The 21,903-nt window shown below is 70.3% G+C and carries 16 protein-coding genes; 6 read left to right on the forward strand and 10 right to left on the reverse strand.

All coding sequences use genetic code 11. From position 1 onward, the window contains the following. Positions 1-41: 41 nt before the first annotated feature. On the forward strand, positions 42-614 hold the full coding sequence (locus ACIA77_RS23560) for a hypothetical protein (RefSeq protein WP_395888095.1): 573 nt from the start codon (positions 42-44) through the stop codon (positions 612-614). Between the two features lie 85 nt (positions 615-699). Then, positions 700-1,107: a VOC family protein gene (locus ACIA77_RS23565; protein WP_395888096.1), complete on the forward strand. Its 408-nt coding sequence runs from the start codon at positions 700-702 to the stop codon at positions 1,105-1,107. 76 nt (positions 1,108-1,183) lie between these two features. Here the strand turns inward: ACIA77_RS23565 and ACIA77_RS23570 are convergent, their stop codons facing one another. Together ACIA77_RS23570 and ACIA77_RS23575 are read right to left on the reverse strand one after the other, a co-directional pair. Continuing rightward, complete coding sequence (locus tag ACIA77_RS23570) at positions 1,184-1,636, reverse strand: universal stress protein (protein WP_395888097.1); 453 nt, start codon at positions 1,634-1,636, stop codon at positions 1,184-1,186. A 252-nt stretch (positions 1,637-1,888) separates the two neighbouring features. Then, the gene (locus ACIA77_RS23575) at positions 1,889-2,389 is read right to left on the reverse strand and encodes a pyridoxamine 5'-phosphate oxidase family protein (RefSeq protein WP_395888098.1); all 501 of its coding nucleotides are present in this window, start codon (positions 2,387-2,389) and stop codon (positions 1,889-1,891) included. Between the two features lie 202 nt (positions 2,390-2,591). On the opposite strand from ACIA77_RS23575, the gene ACIA77_RS23580 reads away from it, so the two are divergent. Beyond that, the gene (locus tag ACIA77_RS23580) at positions 2,592-3,641 is read left to right on the forward strand and encodes a S1C family serine protease (RefSeq protein ID WP_395888099.1); all 1,050 of its coding nucleotides are present in this window, start codon (positions 2,592-2,594) and stop codon (positions 3,639-3,641) included. 412 nt (positions 3,642-4,053) lie between these two features. Here the strand turns inward: ACIA77_RS23580 and ACIA77_RS23585 are convergent, their stop codons facing one another. After that, positions 4,054-5,907 carry an FAD-dependent monooxygenase gene (locus tag ACIA77_RS23585; RefSeq protein ID WP_395888100.1) on the reverse strand — a complete coding sequence of 618 codons (1,854 nt, stop codon included), beginning with the start codon at positions 5,905-5,907 and terminating at the stop codon, positions 4,054-4,056. A 162-nt stretch (positions 5,908-6,069) separates the two neighbouring features. Between ACIA77_RS23585 and ACIA77_RS23590 the strand changes: the two genes are divergently transcribed. Beyond that, entirely contained in the window at positions 6,070-6,855 is a 786-nt protein-coding gene (locus tag ACIA77_RS23590) for an IclR family transcriptional regulator (protein WP_395888101.1), read from the forward strand. Positions 6,856-6,861: 6 nt separating this feature from the next. On the opposite strand, the gene ACIA77_RS23595 is transcribed toward ACIA77_RS23590, so the two are convergent. The 7 genes from ACIA77_RS23595 to ACIA77_RS23625 form a co-directional block, all read right to left on the reverse strand. Continuing rightward, positions 6,862-7,854: an NADPH:quinone reductase gene (locus ACIA77_RS23595; RefSeq protein ID WP_395888102.1), complete on the reverse strand. Its 993-nt coding sequence runs from the start codon at positions 7,852-7,854 to the stop codon at positions 6,862-6,864. Beyond that, a complete protein-coding gene (locus ACIA77_RS23600; RefSeq protein ID WP_395888103.1) occupies positions 7,851-8,354 on the reverse strand; it encodes a pyridoxamine 5'-phosphate oxidase family protein in 504 nt (167 codons plus the stop codon). The genes ACIA77_RS23595 and ACIA77_RS23600 overlap by 4 nt, the downstream gene beginning before the upstream one ends. Next, a complete protein-coding gene (locus ACIA77_RS23605) occupies positions 8,351-9,733 on the reverse strand; it encodes an MFS transporter (protein ID WP_395888104.1) in 1,383 nt (460 codons plus the stop codon). The genes ACIA77_RS23600 and ACIA77_RS23605 overlap by 4 nt, the downstream gene beginning before the upstream one ends. A 698-nt stretch (positions 9,734-10,431) precedes the next feature. Next, positions 10,432-10,662 carry a hypothetical protein gene (locus ACIA77_RS23610; RefSeq protein ID WP_395888106.1) on the reverse strand — a complete coding sequence of 77 codons (231 nt, stop codon included), beginning with the start codon at positions 10,660-10,662 and terminating at the stop codon, positions 10,432-10,434. After that, the gene (locus ACIA77_RS23615; RefSeq protein ID WP_395888107.1) at positions 10,659-13,469 is read right to left on the reverse strand and encodes a family 78 glycoside hydrolase catalytic domain; all 2,811 of its coding nucleotides are present in this window, start codon (positions 13,467-13,469) and stop codon (positions 10,659-10,661) included. The genes ACIA77_RS23610 and ACIA77_RS23615 overlap by 4 nt, the downstream gene beginning before the upstream one ends. After that, the gene (locus ACIA77_RS23620) at positions 13,469-14,779 is read right to left on the reverse strand and encodes an MFS transporter (protein WP_395888108.1); all 1,311 of its coding nucleotides are present in this window, start codon (positions 14,777-14,779) and stop codon (positions 13,469-13,471) included. Before ACIA77_RS23620 ends, ACIA77_RS23615 begins: the two co-directional genes overlap by 1 nt. A 161-nt stretch (positions 14,780-14,940) precedes the next feature. Continuing rightward, a complete protein-coding gene (locus ACIA77_RS23625; protein WP_395888109.1) occupies positions 14,941-15,999 on the reverse strand; it encodes a LacI family DNA-binding transcriptional regulator in 1,059 nt (352 codons plus the stop codon). Between the two features lie 279 nt (positions 16,000-16,278). Between ACIA77_RS23625 and ACIA77_RS23630 the strand changes: the two genes are divergently transcribed. Together ACIA77_RS23630 and ACIA77_RS23635 are read left to right on the forward strand one after the other, a co-directional pair. Then, the gene (locus ACIA77_RS23630; protein WP_395888110.1) at positions 16,279-18,462 is read left to right on the forward strand and encodes an alpha-L-rhamnosidase C-terminal domain-containing protein; all 2,184 of its coding nucleotides are present in this window, start codon (positions 16,279-16,281) and stop codon (positions 18,460-18,462) included. A 217-nt stretch (positions 18,463-18,679) separates the two neighbouring features. Then, positions 18,680-21,676 carry a glycosyl hydrolase gene (locus tag ACIA77_RS23635; protein ID WP_395888111.1) on the forward strand — a complete coding sequence of 999 codons (2,997 nt, stop codon included), beginning with the start codon at positions 18,680-18,682 and terminating at the stop codon, positions 21,674-21,676. Positions 21,677-21,903 lie beyond the last annotated feature (227 nt).

The raw sequence follows: 21,903 nt of genomic DNA on the forward strand, positions 1-21,903 counted from the left end.
CAGGTCCGTCAGGGCTCGTCGCCCCGGGGAGGGACCCAGCCGTGAACTACCTGAAGAGCTTCATCCCGTGGATCGGCTTCGCCATCGTCTCGACGCAGGCCGACTGGCGCTGGTCGAGCCTGATCGGTCTCGCGCTGGCCGGTGGTCTTCTGCTCCTGCAGCGCCGCCGCGGCCAGGCGTGGGACACGCTGATCATCGAGCTGAGCGCGGTGGTGTTCTTCGCACTCCTGTCCGGCTACGCCTTCGCCGACCCGGACTCACCGCTGCGCGACTACGTCGGCGCACTGACCGACGCCTGGCTCGCGCTCACCGCGTGGGGCTCGCTGGCGGTCCGCCACCCGTTCACCCTCGGCATCGCCCGCACCATGACCCCACCGCAGGTGTGGCACCATCCCCGCTTCCGCCGGGTCAACGTGGTCATCACCACGGTCTGGGCGGCGAGCTTCACCGTCTCGGCCGCGGCCGGCGCGTTCCTGCTGCACTTCGCCCCGCACGCCACGGTCGAGCTGGTCGTGATCAAGGTGCTCGCCTTCGTCGTACCGGTCACCTTCACGATCCGCTACAGCGAGCGGTCGCGGGCTCGGGCGAGGCAGGCGGACGAAGAGGCGCCCTGATGCGGAGGGCTGATCGTTGCGAACGAGGACCGTACCCGTCCTCGATCCCTCGTACCTTCGAGGCGATTCGACCGAAAGGACCCTCGTGAACTTCGCTTCCGTCCGCCTGATCACCGACGACGTCGACCGCCTCGTCACCTTCTACGAACTCGTCACCGGAACGCCCGCGACCTGGAGCACCCCTGACTTCGCCGAGGTGTGCTTCCCGTCGGCCACGCTCGCCATCGGCAGCACCCGCACGGTCGCCCTCTTCGCCCCCGGCTCGGCCGCCCCGGCGAGCAACCGCTCCGCGATCCTCGAATTCCTCGTGGCCGATGTGGACACCCGGCACGAATTCCTGCGCGGCCACCTCAGCGACGTGGTCACACCACCCACCACCATGCCGTGGGGCAATCGCGCGTTCCTCTTCCGCGATCCGGACGGCAACCTGGTCAACCTGTTCACGCCGGTGACCGAGGAAGCCGTCGCGAAGTTCGCCGCCGTGCCCCGCTGAGACGGGCGACGCGCACCCGGCGGCACAGATCCACAATGGATGGTCCGCCAGGTGCGCCAAGCGGCGAAATGCCGGCTCATTCCGGCAGCGGCGTGTCCCCGTGGATGATCAGCACCGGACACTTCGCGTGCGCCGCGCACACCGCGCTCACCGAACCCAGCAGCAGACCCGCGAAGCCACCACGGCCCCGGCTGCCGACGACGAGCATGCGGGCCTCGGCGCTCTCCTCGAGGAGGGACTTGGCGGCACCGCCCTCGACGACGCGTTCCTCCACGGCCACCGACGGGGTTTCGCCGAGGACCTTGCGCACAGTCGTCGCCAGGATCTGCCGCGTGTCGGCCTCCGGGTCCCAGCCGTCCGGCCCCAGCACCGCGACGCCGCCACCCGGGAGCACCGGCGACCAGCTCATGACGGCGCGCACCTCGGACCCCGTCTGGCGGGCGATGAACTCGGCCCAGCGCAGTGCGTGCTCGGACTCCGCGGACCCGTCGACGCCGACGACGACGTACGGGGTGGCAGGTGCAGACATGGAACGTCCTTTCGGGAGGGTCACGTGCGACGGTCGGCTGCGACCACGGCGATCGTCACCGTGCCGCAGCTGATCGCCGTGAACCGAAACCTCGGTGGTACCCCACCAGACTGCCAGCCGGAGCGCTCGCGAGAACGGTGACGATGATCGCAACCCCCACGACACTGCTCGCTGGCGTGCCGCGCGTCACCGGCTCCTGCCGCGCGCGAGCCGCGGTTCACGCGTGTCCACGGCCCCCGCGACGGTGGCGATTCATCCGGCGCGCCGGCGTTCTTCCCGTTCGCGCACCAGCTCCTCGACCGCGCTCGGCAGGGTCGTCTCGAAGTCGATCAGCTTCGCCCACGTCGGCGTCACCACGATCCGGACCATGCCGTCGTAGAGCGAGCGCACCTCCTTCTCCCACTCGACGCGCTGCTCGGCCGTCATCTGGTACGAGCCGTTCATCTGCAGGTACTCGTCCGGGATGCCGTCGACGACGTCGAGTTCGGCGCGGCCGCGGACGAGCAGGATCTTCGGCGGGTGGATCTCGGTGTCGATCGTCAGCGCGACCATCGGGTTCGCCCGCAGCGACGCCAGCTTCGGCGCGTTCTTCGACGTGCACATCACGATCCGCGAGCCGGTCCAGGTGAACGCGATCGGCACGTTGCGCGGCGTTCCGTCCTTCGCGACGTAGCCCAGCCGCGTCAGGTCGCGGGCCAGCAACTCCTGGCTGTACGGGCGGTTCAGGACCTCGGTGACCTCGTTCGCCTGCATGGGTGCTCCCTCGTTTCGGTTCGGGCGGCCCGTGGTCCGGCCGCTTTCGCGCCCCGGGGACGGAGCCGGCCGGGCGTTCTCGACACGCCTTCGTTGTGACTCAGGTCACAGCCACACGGATCACCTGCTGCGGACGAAGACAGCGGCGCTGACCAGGGCGGACAGTGGTTGGCCCCGTGAACCGCCCCGAGGAAGGCGCGCCGTGACCGGTACCCGCCCGACCCGCCGTCACCGCATCGGCGTGCTGGCCGCCCTGCTCCTCGCCACCGCCTGCACCGCGGACCCGACCACGGCGTTCCCGACCGAAACGGCCACGCACGCCCCGCTGCCGCCCGGCACCGGGAGCCTGGCCGATGTGCCGGCCGTGTCCGCGCGGTTGCTGCCGAGCGTCGTCAAGGTGCTCGCCGGAAGCGGCAACGGCAGCGGCGTCGTCTACACCGCCGACGGGCTGATCCTGACCAACGAGCACGTCGTCCGCGGCGCGTCCGCCGTGCAGATCGCGTTCGCCGACGGCCGGCGCGACCCCGGCACCGTCAAGGCGGTCGACGTCGACACCGACCTGGCGCTGGTGCAGGTCAGCCGCCGTGGGCTGCCCGCGGCGCGGTTCCAGCCCCAGCTGCCGGTGATCGGCGAGCTCGCCATCGTGATCGGCAGCCCGCTGGGCTTCGAGAACAGCGTCACGGCGGGGGTGGTTTCCGGGCTGCACCGCGAAATTCCCGGCAGTGCCACCGAAACCCACGCACTGGTCGACCTGATCCAGACCGACGCCGCCATCAGCCCGGGCAACAGCGGCGGCGCCGTGGTCGACGCGCAGGGCGAGGTGGTCGGCATCAGCGAGGCCTACATCCCGCCCCAAGCCGGCGCCGTGTCCATCGGGTTCGCGATCCCCGCCGCGACCGCCACGGACGTCGCCGAGCAGCTGCGCACCACCGGCCACGCCCGCCACGCCTTCGCCGGCCTCGAGCCGGCCCAGATCACGCCCCAGATCGCCACCCAGCTCCACCTCCCGGGCACCGACGGCGTCATCATCACCGCCACCGTCCCCGCCGGCCCGGCCGCCACCGCCGGCCTGCAACCCGGCGACATCCTCCTCACCGTCGACGGCCGCCCGACGCGCCGCCCGGAGGACTTCGTGGGCGAACTCCGCCGCCGCTCCCCGGGCGACGTGATCACCGTGACGGTGCGCAGCCCGGACGGCCGGGAACGCACGGCCCAGCTGACACTCACCGACCGGCCCGCCGCGAGCGGGTGACGCCTTTCGGCACTCGAACCTCTTCTGCACTGCGGAAACCGCTGTCGTCCTCCGGGCCGCGACTCCGGAACCAGCCGATCCGGTAGGCGTTCGCGTCCGCCGGATTTCCGCTTGCGGGCTCAGAACTTGATCGCCCTTCGCACCACACCGCGCGCCGGCGAAGCCGACAAACCCACCGGCCTCAGTCCGACGGATCCGGCACCAAATCGTCCTCGGCAGCACGGAAACCGTTGTCGTGCTTCTGCCCGACGCGCAACCGGCCGGCGCACCGCCGACAGGTCACGCGCCGTCGGCGGCTTGCCCAGCCCAGTGGTCGATGGTGCCGGCCATCCTGCTGCCAGCGGTTCCCGGCCTCGCCGTGGCCCCCCGCTTCAGCCCGTCGCCGGGAGCCGAAAGCCCACGGCCACCCCGATCACCGCTCCACGAGCACTCCGGCGAAGAACTCCGCCAGGCGGTCGAACGCGTCCAGCGGCACCACGTCCGCGACGTACTGATCCGGCCGCACCACCACGACGCAACCGTGCTCGCGATCCACCCCGCGGAGGTCGAAGATGTCCCCCGCCGGAGCCGGGCAGAAGGCCTTCTCGTAGTCCACCAGACCGAACGGCCCCTTGCGCGGCTGCAGAACCGGCGGCAGATCGGCCACCGTCAGGTCGCGATGTCCCTGCTGCAGCACCGCCCGGACGTCGAGGACCGAATCCGGGTCCGCGCCCGCGGGCGTGAAGCGGTCGAGCAGCGACGGCAGGAACTCCCCCAGCGCGCGGAGCCGCGAATCGGCCGCGGCGGGGTGCGCCGGGTCGGCGAAGGCGTAGAGGCGCCAGGCGCCGTCGGCGCGGGCGGCGTGGCCCAGGTGCATCGGTTTGGCGTCGGCGAGGCGGATCACCGGTGCCGAGTGGAACCGCATCCCCACGGGGAACCCGGTGGCCAGCCCTTGGTGCTGAGCCGAAGCGGTGAGCGCCGACGCTCCATAGTGGACCGCCACGCCCGCCGTGAACCGGCCCTGTTCACGGAAGTAGTGCTGGAAGCGCGCGGAATCGTCGTCGTGGCCGCTGAACAGGGTGGTGAACTCGCGGTCGAACTCGATCAGGCGGTGGGCGACGGCCTGGCGTTCTTCGGAGTAGGTCCGGAGGATCTCCGGGCGGGACGTGCCGCGCAGCACCGTACCGAGCTTCCAGCCCAGGTTCCACGCGTCGGCCATCGAGACGTTCATGCCCTGGCCCGCCTTGGCGCTGTGGGTGTGGCAGGCGTCGCCCGCGATGAAGACGCGCGGGGAAACCGGGTTGTCGTCGAAGCGGTCGCACAGGCGCTGGCCGATTTCGTACACCGTCCACCAGCCGACGTGCTTCACGTCGATCTTGTAGGGGTGCAGGATCCGGTTGGCGACGGCCTCGAGCTTCTCCGGCGTGACGGTGCGCGAGCGCAGCATTTCGCCGTCGCGCTCGTTGTCGAGTTCGATGTAGAGGCGCACCAGGTACCCGCCTTCGCGCGGGATGATCAGGATGCTGCCGTGGTCGGAGTGGATGGCCGACTTCAGCCGGATGTCGGGGAAGTCCGTCACCGCCAGCACGTCGAGCACGCCCCACGACTTGTCGGCCGCCTCGCCGCGCAGCTCCTGCCCGATGGCCTGCCGGGTGGCGCTGCGCGAGCCGTCGCAGCCGACGACGTAGCGGGCGCGGATCGTCGAGGTCTCCCCCGTCGGCTCGAACCCCTCCAGGTGCTGCAGCGTCACCGTGACCGGGTGCTCCGCCGCCGGGTCGGGGTCGACCTTGAGGTCGGTCACGTGCAAGCCGTAGAACGGTTCCGTGCGCGCGGCCGAGCGGCTCAGGTGCTCGCGCAGGTAACTCAGCATCCGGGCCTGGTTCACGATCACGTGGGGCATTTCGGACAGGCCCTCTTCGACGTCGTCGATGCGCCCGGTCCGTTCGATGCCGCCGGCGCCGGGCCGCCAGAACGTGACCTCGTTGACCCGGTAGCCCTCGTGCACCAGCCGGTCGGCGAGCCCGAAGGCTTCGAACATCTCCACGGTGCGGCAGGCGACGCCGTCGGCCTGCCCGACTTCCAGCGGCCCGTCGCGGCGGTCGACGACCACCGTGCGCAGCTCCGGGAACTGCGCGAGCTGAGCGGCCAGCACCAGGCCCGCGGGGCCGGACCCGACGATGAGCACGTCGGCCGTCTCCGGCAGGCCGGCCGGACGATCGGCGACGGACGGGTGTGGCTGCTGCACGAACGGGTCACCGGGGCGGTAGCCGTCGAGGTAGAACTGCACGGTGCGGGCTCCTCTCCGCGTGGGAACACTTCCATTCTCGGCGCGGCACCCCGACGTGCACAGCAAGTTCTGTTGTCCAGAACACCAATCACCCGTGAAACACTGGGACGACGGGGAAACAACGCTAGAATGCTACTGTCAGGGCGAAGAGGAGATTCCGTCATGAAGAACTCACCGAGCTACTCCGTGACGAGCGTCGACCACGCGCTGCAGCTGGCCGTGATCCTCCAGGTCGAGGGTCCGCTGCGCGTCAGCGACGCGGCGGAGCGCCTGGGCGTGGCGAGGTCGACGGCGCACCGGCTCCTGTCGATGCTGGTGTACCGCGACTTCGCGGTGCAGGACGAGGACCGGTCGTACGCCGCGGGCCCGGTGCTGTCGCTGGCCGCCCGGTCGCATTCGCGCGTGTCCCTGCTGCGGCAGGTGGCGATGCCGTTCGTCGAGTCGCTGGCCACCCGCCTGGACGAGAGCGCGAACCTGATGGTGCTCTTCGGCGACCACATGCGCTTCATCGGCACGGTGGAGGGCAAACGGGTACTGCGCGTGGGCAGCCGGGAGGGTTCGGTGTTCCCCGCGCACCTCGTGTCCGGCGGGAAGGCGATCCTGGCCGAGCTGCCCGCGGAGGAACTCGAGGCGATCTACGCGCCGGAGGCCTGGGCCGGGCGCGAGCAGGAACGGCCGTCGCTCAAGGCGCTGCGCGAGGAGCTGCACGGGATCCCGGCCGCGGGCTTCGCGCTCAACGTCGAAGCCACCGAGGCGGGCGTGACGGCGGTGGGCCGCGTCGTCCGCACGGACGACGACGACCTCCGAGCCGCCGTCAGCGTTTCGATGCCCTCGACCCGGTTCTCCACCGAGGTGCTCGGCTCGGTCGTGCGCGGGCTGACCGTGACCACGGCCGGGATCGAGCGGGCGTTCGCGCGGAAGGTCGCCGCGGAGAACGCCGCGCTCTGAACTGCGTCAGTTCGGCCGGACGAGGATCCGCCCGCGCACCGAACCGGACTCCAGCGCCGCGTGCGCCTTGGCCGCGTCGGCGAGGGGGTACGTCGCGCCGACGCGCACGCGCAGCCGGCCGGACGCGAGGCCGGCGTTGATGACCGTCGCGGCGGCCGCGAGGTCGGAGACGGACGCGTTGCTGATCGCGAAGCCGTGCAGGCTCAGATCGCGCACGTACAGCGCGCCGACCGGCAGCACCGGCGCGGCCCCGAGCCCGGCCATCAGCACGACCCGGCCGCCCTGGCGCAGCAGCGGCAGGGTCCGCTCGAAGTCGTGGTGGCCGCTGTTGTCCCACCAGACGTCGAACCCGCCGGGGGCGGCCGCGCGCACCTGCTCATCGAAGTCCGCGGCGTCGTACGGGATCACCGCGGCGGCGCCGGATTCCGTGCACCACGCCACGTCGCGCGGTGACGACGTGGCGACGACCCGGGCGCCGGCGGCCGCCGCGAGCTGCACCAAGGCACTCCCCACGGCACCGCCGGCGCCACCGACGAAGACGGTTTCGCCGGGCGCCAGGCGGGCTTCGCGGAAGAGCCCGACGTGCGCCGTTGCCGCCCCGTGCAGCACGGGCGCGGCAGTCTCCGCCGCCACGCCCGCGGGCAGGGGGTAGAGCCGGTCGACGGGCACGACGGCGTACTCCGCGAACGCGCCCTGCCGGCCGCCGTGGCCCAGGCTGTTGCACCACACCCGGTCGCCGGGCGCGAAGCCGGCGACCCCCGGACCGGCCGCGGCCACCGTGCCGACGAGGTCGCGGCCGATGACGAACGGGAACGGCGTCGGCGTGCGGTACGCGCCCGACCGCACGAACAGGTCGACGTGGTTGACGCTGCTCACCTCCATGCGGACCAGCACGTCGGTCGGCCCCGGAACCGGTGTCGGCAGGTCCCCGACCTCGATCCGCTCGACGCCGCCCGTGGCCCGGATGAACGCGGCCCGCATGGTCGCCGGAACCGTCACGCCTGCCGCTCCCCGGTCACCGGATCCCCGAGCTTGTGCTCGGCGATCGTGGTGCGGTAGCGCTCCTCCCAGGCCTCGGTCAGCGCGCCCTGTTCGGCGCCGCCCCAGGTGTAGGCGGGCGACAGGACCGGCAGCACGCGCTCGACGTCGACGACCACCACTTCGTTGGCCGGGTACCCGGGCCCGTTGACCTCGAGCAGCCACGAGTTGAGCCACTCGTACTCCGGCGCGCCCGGCGGGGCGAAGCGGGTCCGGCCCTTGAACCGGTAGCCGCGGCGGCTGAAGAAGTCGATGACGTTGATCTCGATCCGCGGGTCGCGCCGCAGGTTCGCGATCGTGGTGGGCGAGGCGATGTCCATGAACACCAGGTGCTCGTCGTCGTAGACGCGCACCGAGCCCTTGGGGGAGAGGTTGGGCGAACCGTCTTCGCACACGGTCGCGGCGAACGCCAGCATGGCCCGGTCGATGATGTCGCGCATGTCCTGGTCGATGATCGTCACGGCCTGTCTCCTGTCTTGCGGGTCGGCTGCAGTGCGGGTGCCTCGGCGGGCTGGGCCCCGAGGTCGACGTGTCTCGTCTCCGGTCCGGACACGGCACCCACCACGATGAGCACCCCGCCCGCGCAGAGCAAGACCAGCGGGGTGAGGTCGTAGGGCAGGAACCTCGCCAGCCCGGCCTGGTAGAAGGCGTAGAACGACGGGATGACCACGGCGGTCGTGTAACCGAGCCCGTACGCGCTGGAGCGGACGCCGACGTGGAACCGTTCCACGATGTAGGTGCTCACCACGGCGTAGGTCGACACGACGACCAGCACGAGCGCCACCACGGCGACGGCCACCGGCACCACACCCGCCAGCTGCCCGCTCGCGATGAGCAGGAACAGCAGCGGCGCGGCAACCGCCGTCAGCACGCCTTGCGCGATGAGGAACGGCTTGCGGCCGATGCGCTGGCTCAGCACCCCGGCGCCGACGTACGCCGCGGCCAGCACGGCGTACGCGACCACGAGCACCAGCGTCGACTGCACGCCGGTGAGGCCGGCCCCCGTGCGCAGGACGCCGGGCAGCACCGCGCCGACCATGTTGAACGCGAGCCAGATCCCGGACATGAGCACGAAGACCTGGAGGAAACCGCGCAAGTTCCCGCCCCGCAGCAGCTCCGCCACGGGCGAGCGGCCGGAGCCGGGTTCGCGCTCGCGCCACGCGTCGGATTCCTGGACGTTGCGCGCGTACCACCACGCCCAGCCCAGCGCGAGAACGGCGCCGAGGAAGAACGGGATCCGCCAGCCCCACTGCGCGTACGGCGTCGACGGGCCGCCGGCCGGGATGACGAGCAAGAGCGCGGTGGTCAGCAGGGCGATCGCGCAGTACGCGAGCGGGAAGCCGGTCATGATGACGGCGCCGGTGAAACCGCGGCGCGCCTTCGGGCTCTGTTCCAGCGCGAGCGGCGTCGCGGCGGTGTACTGGCCGCCGAGAAAAACGCCGTCGAGGAAGCGCAGCGCCACGAGCAGCACGACGGCGGTCACGCCGAGCGTCGCGTAGCCGGGCAGCAGCCCGATCAGCAGCGTGCACAGGCCGAAGCCGACCAGCGAGGCGATCGACGCGCGCCGCCGCCCGCGCCGGTCGCTGAGGTGCCCGAAGATGAGCGCGCCCAGCGGCCGCCCGAGCAGCGTCGCGACGAAGATCGCCGCGGTCAGGATCTTCGCCGTGGCGTCCGGCAAGCCGGCCGGCGTGAAGTACTCCTGCGCCGGCCCGAGCACGATAACGGGCAGGTAGACGTCGAACATGTCGATGAACAACCCGACCTGTGCGCCGACGCGGGCCTTGCGGCCCCGCCCGCGCTCCAGCTCGGTCGAAGCGACGTGCGGTGGGGACTCGGTCATTGAGGCCTTCTCCGGGGGTGTCGCGGGTTCTGGATGGTGGGTGTCCAGTAAAGCCACGCGAACTCCCGTGTCCCCAGGGAATTCCTCAGGGCAGAACGGAGTGGACGGTCGCGAAAGGAGGGTCCCGGCCTGTCGCCTGCAGCGCACTCATTCTCCTGGCTCCAATCAGACGGGCTCTTGCCTGATCTCTGCCACGTGCTGACTGGCGCTTAGGCGCCGCGACGACGCCGTGGGGGACCTCGGCCTCGACGGTCCACACCGGACCGCTGCGGTCCCACGAGGCGGCGGCTCGGCTGTGGACCGTGGTGTGGGCTTCGTGCGGAACACGGGGCTCGGCGAGGGCACGATTTCGACCCCGATCGCCTGGACTCCCGGCTCCTCCACGCCGTCCCGCTACGACGTTCACCGCGTCGGCCTCGGCGAGACGCCGTCATCAGGCGCCGCACGAGCCGGTGTCGAGAGCGTCCCCCAGTCGAGCCGGCGGTGCTCGAGGCTGACTCGCACCAGGCACTCGCCAGGTCCGCGTCCCGCCGGCGCATCGAGGAAGCAGGCGAACCGGCCCCGCGGAAGCCTCTTGCCACGACTTCAGCCGCCAGCATCATCCCTTCCGGATCGCACAGTTCGATCCCCCCTCGACCTCCTGGGCCGGGATGCGCCGTGGCGGGTCCGTCCGCCGGCCGAGCCACGCGGCCGACCAATCACCGGTCTCCCACCGAGCCCATCGGCGAGATCCGATCACCCTCGTCGGAGGCCCGCAGGCGCCAGCGGCTCACCGCACGGCTGGGGCGTACCGATCCGCGGAAACGCAGCTCAGGCATCGACGTCAGGACTGTTCCGGAGGCCCAGACCGGCTCGCACGCGTCGTCCACCACACCGATCGGATCGCGCCGTCCGTTGACGAGCGGGTCCGTCGGCAGGTCGGGTGTCACGGCAACTCCCCGACCGGGAGCGCGGCAAGGGCCTTTTCGATGGCGTCGACCACGTCGAGCGGGGTGTGGCTGAGCGGGTCGCGCAGCGAACGGCCCGGCGTCCAGCGGGTGGCCCGGCGGAACGCGACCGCTCGTACGGGGTCGATCCCGCTGATCGCCGCCAGCACGGCTTGGTAGGCCTCGACGTCGTCGACGATGGTAGCCAGATCGCTGTCCAGCCCGAGCTCGGATCGGGCGCGGCGCGGCCGTGGGTGCGGCTCGGTCCACGTGTGGGTGCCGCTGCCGACCTCGTGTTCCGCGCCCGACGGCAACCGGACGAGCGCACGGGTGTTGGCCGGCACGTCGACGGCGAACCGCACCAGCTCGCCCTCGCGCCGCCAGCCCGACGACGCTCGTCCGTAGGGGGTTTCGTGCCAGGCCGACGCGTCGTCCAGCACGTCGATCGGCGTCGGTGCGACGCGGATGCGCCGGTACCCGGCTTCCAGCGGAGCCAGGCCGGCCACGACGCGGTGCAGCCAATCGGCGACCGCGCCCAGCGCGTAGTGGTTGAAGGACGTCATCTGGCCCGGGTTGATCGAGCCGTCCTCCAGCATCGAATCCCACCGCTCCCAGATGGTGGTGGCGCCCATCGTCACCGGGTACAGCCACGACGGGCACTCGGTCTGCGCGAGCAAGCGCGACGCGGCGTCCACGTGTCCGGTCGAGGTCAACGCGTCGCAGATGATCGGGGTGCCGACGAAGCCGGTGGCGATGTGGTAGCCGTAGGCGCGCACGAGGTGCCGCAGCCGCTCCCCCAACGCGGCTTTGCTCTCCCCTTCGACGAGGCCGAAGACGATCGCGAGGGCGTAGGCGGTGGGCGCGTCGGACATCATGCGGCCCGCCGCGGTGACGTACGTGCTGCGGAACGCCTCGCCGATGCTCGCCGCCAGGTCCCGGTAGTGCCGGGCGTCGTCGTCTCGGGCCAGTGCGGCGGCGGCGTTCGCGGTCAGGTCGGCGGAGCGGTAGTAGTAGGCCGTGGCGACCAGTCCGGGATCGGTTTTGGCGCGCCCCGGCTGATCGGGCGGCGCGTCCGGGTCGAGCCAGTCGCCGAACTGGACGCCGGTTTCCCACAGGGGGCTGCCTCCCGTGCGGTCCGTGACGGTATCCACCCAGTCCTTCATGGCCTCGAAGGCGGCGGACAACGCGTCCCGATCACCGAAGCGTTCGTTGAGGACAGCAGGCACGACCGTGATCGCATCGCCCCAGGCCGCAACCGGTTCGAGCTGCCCGGGCACTTGGGGGATCACCGCGGGCACCACCATCGGGACGACCCCGTTCGCGGCCTTCTGCTCGAGGAAAACGTCCTCCAGCCAGGACCGGAGAAAGGCGTCGCAATCGTAGAGGAACGTCGCGGTCGGCGCGAAGACCTGGATGTCGCCGGTCCAGCCGAGCCGCTCGTCGCGCTGGGGGCAGTCGGTCGGGATCGACAGGAAGTTCCCGCGCATCCCCCACACCACGTTCTCGTGGAACCGGTCGACCAAGGGGTGTGACGTCGAGAAGCCGCCGGTGCGGGGCAGGTCGGTGTGGACGACGGCCGCCGTGACCGCCGACGGTGAGAACGCGCCGGGCCAGTTGTGGATTTCGACGTACCGGAACCCGTGGAACGTCCACCGGGGCTCCCACGTCTCCTCGCCGCCGCCGCGCAGCGTGTAGTGGTCGGTGGCCGCCGCGTTGCGCAGTGGCCGGGTCCCGAGTTCGCCGTGTTCGAGCACTTCGGCGTGGCGCAAGGTGATGGTGTGCCCGCGAGGACCGGTTACGGTCAGCCTGACCCAGCCGACGAGGTTCTGGCCGAAGTCGAGCACCGTGCGGCCGGCCGGGGTGGTGATGACCTCCACGACCTCCCGGCGTTCCACCACCCGAACCGGCTGACTCGCCCGGGCTTCGGGCCGGACGTCCGGGACGCCGACCGGAACCACCGGGCTCCACCGGTCCTCGGCGACCCCCGGGTCCGTCCACTTCGGATCGTGAAGTCGCGCGTCGTAGGTCTCACCCTGGTAGATGCTCGCCGCGGCCACGGGCCCGGGCGACCACCGCCACCGCTCGTCGGTGACCACCGAAGCCGTGGTGCCGTCGGCGTACTCGATCACCAGCTGCGCAGCCGCGGCCGGGTGGCCTTCGTAGAACCTCCGCGCCCGGTCCCGGAAACCGAATTCCTCGGTGTACCAACCGCCGGCCAGTTCGATCCCGAGGGTGTTCGCCCCTGGGCGGAGGTGCTCGGTCACGTCGGTGACGTCGTGCTGGAGCCGCCACTGGTAACTCGTCCAGCCGGGCTTCAGCACCGCGTCGTCGACCGCGGCGCCGTTGAGCCGGGCATCGTAGGCACCGAACGCGGTCGCGTAGAGGAACGCCCGCCGAACGGCGCCGTGCACGTCGAACGTCGTGCGCAACAGGTGCGGTTCGTCCGAACCGGACCCGACGAACCGCGCCCGCCATTCGGAAGCTCCGAGAAACCCCGCCGTCACCTCGGTCGCCTCGCTCCACGGCGACGCCGACCCGTCGGCTCCCCGCACCCGCACCCGCACGCTCGCGGTTTCGCGCGGCCCCAAGGGAGCGAACGGCCACGACACGAAGACCGAGGCGTCGCCCTCGATCGCGGCGGTCGTGCGCGAACCCCCGCGGGACACCTCGATCTCCGCGCCGGCCTGGAGCCAGCCGCCGGAGCGCGCCACCGTCGTCCACGACAGCTTCGGCGAGGGGGTCGCCACGAACGGCTCGGCGGAGAGGCCGAGGCGGGGAGCGTTGACGGTGACGAGGGGATCACCCGTCATCAAAGAGCCTCCTTGGTGGTGAGAGTGGCAGGCTGGGACGGCGAAGCCGGCGCACGGCCGGAGCCGGCCCGCAGCCGGCGGATGATGAGCGTGCCGATGAGCCCGGACACCACGGCGAACACGGCGAGCAAGTAGTAGAGGCCGGCCGGGCTCCACGCGATGAGTGCGGGCGTGACGAGCGCGAAGGCGGCGGCGATGAACCGCGCGATCGCGATGGTGAAGCCCTGCACGGTCGCGCGGGCGTTGACCGGGAACGATTCCTGGGTCCAGATCTTGTACAGCGCCTCCCCGACGAAGGGGAACGCGATGTTGTACAGGACCAAAGCGGCGATCATCGCCGGCAGGACCACCCCACCCGTGACGGCGATGAGCAACTGGCAGACGAGGAAGACCACCACGCCCGCGGCGAAGAACCGGCTGCGCCACTTGGTGTCCGCGATGCGGGTGAACACGATCGTGCCGACGAGACCGATCAGGGTGGTGCCGAACGACAGTCCGGTCGCGACGGTCTGCGTCGTACCGCCGACGGTGACGAGGAAGTACGTCTTGAACGAGCCGAACGTGTTCGCCACCAAGGTGAAGAACAGGTAGAAGAGCGCGGTGAGCGCGATCAGGGCCAGCGAAGTCCGGTTCCGCAGCAGGCTCGCGAGCGGCAGGGCCTTCGCGGGATCCACGCCGCCCGTCGCGTACCGGGCCTGTGCCTCCTGCTCGAGCCGCCGGAAGGGCGGGTAGAACGCTCGGAACCCGAAGGTCGCCACAGCCAGCACGGCGAGCAGCCCGAAGATCAGGCTGATGCCGGGCACGCCCATCCCGGAGACCGCGAAGCCCAGCAGCGTCGCCACCACGACGCCGATCGTCCACATCACGTGCGTGAACGCGACGAGCCGACCTTGGGTCCCGCCGGGAGCGCGCTCGGACAGCACAGCGAGCGAGGTCGGCAGGTCGGCCCCGGCGGCGATCCCCAGCACGATCACGCCGATCACCAGCACGGTCGCGCTCGGGGCCAGCGCGACGGTCACCGCTGCTGCCGCGTACAGCAGGATCGTCAGGGAGAACATCCGGCCGCGGCCGACGAGGTCGGCCAGGCGCCCGCCGAACACGGAGCCGACCGCGATGAACAAGGTCAAGGCGGAACCGAGCACCCCGACCGTCCACACGTCGAGCTCGAACGCCTTCTTCCACAGCGCCAGGCCCAAGCCCACGGAGATGATCGCTCCGGAATCCAGCAGCGACGCCATCCCCGCGGCGACCGCGAGCAGCCAGTGTCTGGTCTCCAGCGCGGCCGCGCCGGCGGCGGTGTTCTCGGCCATCAGGTCTCCTTCATCGTCGAAGCAGCACGCCGTTGGTAATACGTTTTACCTCCGTGCGCGTGGCATCACACCACATGGCCTCCGGGGCCCGTCAAGGCGAAGAGGGAAATCTAGTAAAACGATTCAACAACGAGCCGACGCGAAACCGCCCGTGAGGCGGGTCAGCGCCGAACGGTCGAAGCCCGGACGACCAGCTCGGGCGAGAACTCGAGCTGAGGACGCGGCGGACCGCCGCCACCCGGTGAGACGAGGGCGTCGATCTCGGCGAACAGCAGATCTGCCACCGCCGTGCCGAGTTCCGCTTGCGGTGTGCTGACCGTCGTCAGCGGGACGATCGTGGACCGGGCGAACTCGATGTCGTCGTAGCCGACCACCGCGATGTCGGCCGGCACGCGGACACCGTCGTTCGCCACGAAAGCCTGGACCACACCGATGGCCAGAAGGTCGTTGGCGCAGAACAACGCGTCGGGCCGTTCGGCCGCCGGCCGGCGCAGGAGCGCGTCCGCGCAAGCGATCCCCGCCTCCACGGACCGTTCCGGGACCGGGATGACCTCCAGCGTTACGCCCGTCGCGGCGTGGACGGCGGACAGCGCCCCGTTGAGCCGGTCGGACATCTGCTTCAGCTCGAGTGAGGACGAGACGAACCCGATGCGCTTGCGCCCCTGCTCGATCAGGTGCGCCGCGGCGAGCCGGCCGCCCTCGACGTGGTCGATCGACACCGACGCCTGAGCCGGCGACTCGGCGCGGCGAGCGCTGAGCACGCTCGCGATGCCGAACGAACGCATCCGTGCGAGCTCGGCCTCCACGTTGCCGACCGGGGCGATGATGACCCCGCTCACCTGCTGCTTCGCGAACAGCTGCAGGTAGGCGCGTTCGCGCTGCTCGGACGCGGTGTCGTTGGCCATCAACATGTACATGCCCTCGGCCGAGACCCGCTGCTCGATGGCCGCGGCGATCTCCGGAGTGGTGGCACCCGCGAGCTCGAAGGCGAGGTAGCCGATGACCGGGCTGACCCCGGTCCGCAAGGTGCGCGCGGCGTCGTTGGGCACGAACCCGAGCGTGTCCACCGCCTGGCGGATCCGCTGGCGCGTTCCCTCGGACAGCTTCCGCGGCCGGTGGAAGTAGTTCGACACCGAGGCCGGGGAAACCTTCGCCAGCTCCGCGACGTCGCGAATGGTGACCCTGTTCAGCCGACTGTTCCTCTCCCGCCCGCACGACACCCAGTGCCACCGATGCTAGTGCAGGCACCCGGACCGCGACCTCGGCCGATGCCGCATGCGCGTCCGGATCCGGACAAATCCTTGCCCTGCCCTCGGGCGGGTCCCCACCATTTCTTCCTGGCCGTGGTCCCCGACCGTGGCCAGGCCCGTCCGCGCCCGTTCCGGACAGTCCCCGCAGACCTCCGCTCAACGGAGAGAGAGGCATTTGAATTGAAACGATTCACTAGCCTGAGATCGTCCCGGCCGCACCGGCTGGCGACGGCGGGAATCCTCGCCGCCTTGATCCCCGCGCTGGCGGCGCCGTCCGCCGTGGCGGCACCGATCGATGTGTCCGGGTTGAACACCTCCGCCTGGCAGTCCTCCGTGCTCGGCCCGTCGACCGCCGATGTCCACCCCGTCCAGGTCGAAGGCCGCGGTGAAGTCGCCCATCCGCAGTCACTGCTGAAATCGCACGGTCCCGCGACGACCCTCACGACGAAGGCGGGCGGTCCGCCGGCGTCCGTCCTGCTCGACTTCGGCAAGGAGGTCGGCGGCACGCCCTACCTCGACCTCACCCGCGTCACCGGTTCACCGACGCTCACGCTGGTGACCGCCGAGGCTCGCCAGTACATCCGGACCCCGGCCTCGACAACGGTCTCGGCAGCGGCAGCGAGCGGATCGACGCAGATCCCCCTGGCTTCCGCCGGGAACCTGGAGACCGGCAACACGATCACGTTCACCCCCGCCACCGGCACCCCGGTCACCCGCACGATCACAGGTTTCGACGCCACCGCCCGGACCGTCACGGTGAAACCCGCGCTGCCGGCGGCTCTGGCGGCCGGCACCGCCGTGGCCACGTCGCCCGGTGCGCCGAGTTCGGACGAGTCCCGCGGGCTCGCCGGCGTCGGCGGTCCGGACACCTTCCAGCCGACCGGGCCCGGTCGGCTGACTGGAGGATTCCATGGCGGCTTCCGATTCGCGCTGCTCACCGTCTCCTCCCTCGGCAGCGTCAACCTCTCGTCGGCCGGCCTGGACTTCCAGGCGTTCCGCGCGACACCCGCCGACTACCAGGGATGGTTCCTCTCCAGCGAGGACGACCTCAACCGGATGTGGTACTCCGGCGCCTACACGCTGCAGATGAACCTGAAGGCGCCGGGGCTCAACGGCCTACCTGATGCGCGCATCTACGACGGCGCCAAGCGTGATCGCAGCATCTGGACCGGCGACCTGCTCGTGCAGATCCCCACGCTGCTCACCAGTCTCGGAAAAGCCGGCGCGACCTACGTGAAGTCGTCGCTCGACGTGCTGCTGGCGACCCAGCGCGCGGACGGCGCCTTCCCGGGCTCACCGGACTTCTCGAAGCGCACCTCTCCGGCCGGTTCCCCGCTGTTCTACTCGAACAACTACTCCGGGTACGGAGCGCGCGCGTTCATCGACTACTTCCGCTACACCGGCGACAAGGCCTACCTCACCGCCGCGCTCCCCGCGCTGCGGAAGGAGTTGGCCTACAACGACACCTTCCTCAGCACCGACAACCTCGTGGTCTCCAACGACCGTGACTACTGGCAGGCGACGCAAACCGGTGAAGTCACCAAGTACAGCATCGACTACTACGTCCTGTTAAAGGAGATGTCGTGGCTCGAGCGCAGCGTCGGCTCCGCTGCACTGGCCGACGGTGACGATGCCAAGGCCGAGGCCGTCAAGACCGCGGTGATCAGCAAGCTCTGGAACCCGCAGCTCGGCGCGTACGGGCAGAGCAGCGCCAAGCCCGACGTTCTGGTCGAGGACGCCAACGCCCTCGCGCTGCAGTACGGATTCGTCCCGGAGGGGAAGGAAGCCGGCGTCCTCGCAGCGATGAAGTCGCTCTGGACTCCGTACGGCGCCATCATGGGGCCGGGACTTCAGGACCCCACCGGTCACACCATCGAGCCCTTCGCCAACGGCATGGAGACCGCCGGCCGCTTCGCCGTCGGTGACACCACCGGGGCGCTGGACCTCATGAAGCGCACCTGGGGCCCGATGATCGACAAGAAGAACCCGCTCTACACCGGCGCGTTCTGGGAGTTCAAGAACAGCACCGGCGGCGTGAACCGCGCGACGGCCAGCCTCGCCCACGGGTGGGCCGCGTCGCCGTCGGTGCAGCTGACCGAGCAGCTCCTCGGCGTCAAGCCGGTCGGCGCCGGCTACCAGTCGTGGAGCATCGCGCCGCACCCCGGCAGCGTTCGCTGGGCTAGCGGCGCCGTCCCCACTGCGTACGGGACCATCAAGACGGAGTGGACCTCGGACCCGCGATCGGGCCGGTTCACCCTTACCGTGCAGGCGCCCGAGCACACCACCGGCACGATCACTGTCCCGGTCGGCCGCACGTCGGTCGTCACGGTCAACGGCCGTGCCGGCAAGGACTTCGGGTCCGGGGCGAACTCGTCCGGTGGCTACGTGACCCTGACGGTGCCCGACGGCACCTCCCAGATCATCGTTTCCTGACCAGACGAAGAAGCGCCGTAACGCTGTGGGCTGCTGTGGAGGAAATCTCCGCAGCAGCCCACTCCACGTCGCGGAAGACGAAACCAGCCGAAGCGCGAATCTCCCTTCCCCGACTTCCTGTCCCAGGCGAACGGAAAGCACCAATGGAGGTGTGATGTTTTCGTCCACAACATCGAGAAAACGAAAACTGATGTTCTTGTCCCTCGGCGTATCCGCGGTGACTGTCGCATCACTGGTCAGCCTCACGCCGAGCGGCACCGCCAGCTCCGATCTCCGGAGCCCGGCCGAACCGTCCGCCGAGCTGCTGAACGGAACGGATGCGCTGCAGCCCCTGGCCGGCGGACTCACCGCGGCCCAGTTCGCCCACCCGGACACCCGGTTCAAGCCGGCGATGCGATGGTGGTGGCAGAAGCCATTGGACAACGCGGAGGCGCTTCGCGAGCTGCAGGTCATCGCGGACGCCGGGTTCGGCGAGGTCGAGATCGCGTTCTCCGACGGTGCGTGGGCGACCGACGACCAGCGCACGATCCTGGGCGCCGTGCTGGACAAAGCTGCCCGGCTCGGCATCAAGGTGTCGATGACCATGGGCAAGGCGTGGCCGGTTCAGACGCCGGGAACCGGCGCCGGAAGTGGATTCGCTTCCCAAGAGCTGCAATACGGCCTGGTCCACGTGTCCGGCGGCCAGAGCTTTTCAGGACCGGTTCCGCCGCCGATCGACGCAGCGCAGCTGCCCCAGGCGCGCCGGCTCGTCGCGGTCACGGCCGCCCGGGTCACAGAAGCCGGTCCCGACGTGTCGACGCCCGGACAGCCGCCGGCCAAGTCGACGGTGTTGGACCCCGATTCGCTGACGGACCTCACCGCGCAAGTGAAGAACGGCAGCATCACGTGGCAGGCACCGGCGTCGGGTGACTGGGAGCTGTTCGCGTTCTGGTCCCGTGAAAACAAGGGGAACTACACGAACCCGCTGGACGCCGACGCCTCACGCAAAGCCGCGCAGGACCTCGATCAGATCCAGATCGGCAAGGACAACGCGGCGAAACTGCGGAAATCCGGAGCGGACCTGTTCGAAGACTCGCTGGAGCTGCACGCGACTTCCCTCTTCTGGACACCCACCATGGAAAGCGAATTCCGCAGCCGCCGCGGATACGACATGGCGAAGTACTTGCCGATGATGTTCGTCCAGGGCGAGTCGGACTTCCCCGTGCCACCGAAGGAACCGACACCTGACTTCTCCCTCTCCGACGGATCGGCGAGCAAGATCCGGCACGACTACTACGAGACGTTGACCGACCTGTACCTCGCGAACCACCTCCACGTGTTCCAGGACTGGGCGAAGCAGTACGGCATGCAGTACAAGGCCCAGGCCGCCTACCTGCAGGACCTCGAACCGATCCGGAGCTTCCGCTCGTTGCAGAGCTTCGGCGCGAGGTCGGAGACCGAATCCCTCGATGCCGGCGAGAACTTGCCGGTGTCGCCCGACGACCCCGCTTGGCGCAACTCGCTCGCCTTCCAGCAAACGATCGCCGCCGGCGTGCACCAAGGTGGCGGCGATCTCCTCAGCGTCGAACTCGGGGCGATCTTCAAGCCCGCCTACAGCATGAACCTCGACGACTACCGCGACCTGATGGGCAAGGAGTGGGCCGCGGGGGTGTCCCAGCCGTTCATCCACGGCTTCGCCCTGCAATCCGCAGGCGCAGCGTGGCCGGGCACCACCCGCTTCGCTGAATCGGTCACCGAAAGCTGGAACGACAAGAACTTCCCCCAGTGGTCCAGCTGGCCGGCGTTGAACAGCTACTTCGCCCGGGGCACCAGCGTGCTCGAGACCGGTACGGCGAAGACGGACGTCGCGGTCTACAGCGACTCCTTCTTGTCCCCACGCGGACACCAGTCGCCGTTCAACGCTCAGCGCCTCGAGCAGCAGGGCTTCTCCGTCGAGTACCTCGACCCGCAAGGGCTGGCGAAGGATGCGCGTCCGGAGCACGGTGAACTGTTCCCCGGCACCAGCGGCTACCGCGCCCTGGTGGTCGATCAACGGTCGATCACGCACGAAGCATCGGCTGCGATCCTGCAGGCCGCGAAGGCCGGCGTCCGGGTCGTGTTCGTAGGTGCCCTCCCCGACCGGGACACGACCTACGCCAGCGGAGCGCGCGGCGACGCGGAGGTCAAGAACAACGTTGCCGCGACGTTGAAACTAGCGTCGGCGACGAAGGCGGCGACGCAGAATGACGTCGCGAACGCGCTCAAGCGCCTGCGTCTCGCTCCGCGGGTCGCTTCGGGTGGCACGCAGGTCCTGTCCCAGTGGCGCGAGATCAAGGGCGGCGCCTACGTCTACCTGTACAACCCGTCCGATCACCCGGTCACGTTCAGCCCGTCCTTCGGTGTCCAGGGCGTGCCGGCGGAGATGAACCTGTGGGACGGGTCGATCGCGCCGATCGCCCAGTACGCCACGGGCAACGGACGCACCACTGTCCCGATGACCCTGCAAGGCGGCCAGGGCGCGGTCGTGGCGATCAACAAGGACGCGCGCCCGGCCGTCCACGTCACGGGCGCGCCGCCCGAGGACGGTTCGTTCCTCGTCGGCGCCGGGAAGATCGTCTTCCGGGCAACCGAATCCGGCGGACAGACCTTCCAGCTGTCCAACGGCCGCAAGACCGACGTCACCGCCGAAGTCCGCACCGACGACGATCGGCCGCTTTCCGGAGTCCCGTCCAGCCGTCCGTCCACCATCGACCAGTGGACCCCGTGGTCGTTGACGGTCAAGACCGTCTCCCCCACCGGCGGCGCCACGGTGTCGATCCCCAGCGGGCTGGGCGACTCCCAGTTCCAGCAGTTCCGGCTCAAGGACTGGCGGGACATCACCCAGCTCACCGGCGAGTCCGGCGTCGGGACCTACACGGCGAACACCACGCTGCCCGACGGGTGGCACGCGAACGCCGCGGAGGGAGTGCAGCTGGACATCGGCCACGTCGACGGAACCGCGGACATCTCGGTCAACGGCCGGTTCGTCGGCACCCAGCTCACGGACGGCCGGCACTGGGACATCACCCCCTGGCTCCACCCCGGCACGAACTCGGTCCAGATCACGGTGCGGACGACACTGCGCAACGCCGTGTCCCAGTACACCAAGAAATCCACAGCCAGCCAGCCCTACGGGCTGCGCGGCCCGGTGACGCTCACGCCGTACCAGGATTACGTCATCTACGACGGGAAGTAGTCCGGTTCGACGAGTCCCGAAAGCGCCGGGGGACGCCGACAGGCGACCCCCGGCGCTTGTCTGCGACGGCTGAGCACCGCGGAGCCGCCGGCCGGCAACCTCATCACCAACGCACGAAGCGGGGGCCGGGGGGTTACGCCGGGCCGCGGGACCGGCACACCCCCCCCGACCCCGACACAACCCCCCCCCCCCGGCGCTGGGCCGCCCAGGTGGCCACCCCCCCGCGG

The organism is Amycolatopsis sp. NPDC051903 (genome assembly GCF_044452505.1).
Taxonomy (GTDB): Bacteria; Actinomycetota; Actinomycetes; order Mycobacteriales; family Pseudonocardiaceae; genus Amycolatopsis.

Bases quoted from the DNA above. Each gene is read 5' to 3' on its own strand.
- ACIA77_RS23570 (WP_395888097.1), bottom strand. From the start codon at position 1,636: ATGTCTGCACCTGCCACCCCGTACGTCGTCGTCGGCGTCGACGGGTCC.
- ACIA77_RS23575 (WP_395888098.1), bottom strand. From the start codon at position 2,389: ATGCAGGCGAACGAGGTCACCGAGGTCCTGAACCGCCCGTACAGCCAG.
- ACIA77_RS23590 (WP_395888101.1), top strand. From the start codon at position 6,070: ATGAAGAACTCACCGAGCTACTCCGTGACGAGCGTCGACCACGCGCTG.
- ACIA77_RS23605 (WP_395888104.1), bottom strand. From the start codon at position 9,733: ATGACCGAGTCCCCACCGCACGTCGCTTCGACCGAGCTGGAGCGCGGG.
- ACIA77_RS23615 (WP_395888107.1), bottom strand. From the start codon at position 13,469: ATGACGGGTGATCCCCTCGTCACCGTCAACGCTCCCCGCCTCGGCCTC.
- ACIA77_RS23620 (WP_395888108.1), bottom strand. From the start codon at position 14,779: ATGGCCGAGAACACCGCCGCCGGCGCGGCCGCGCTGGAGACCAGACAC.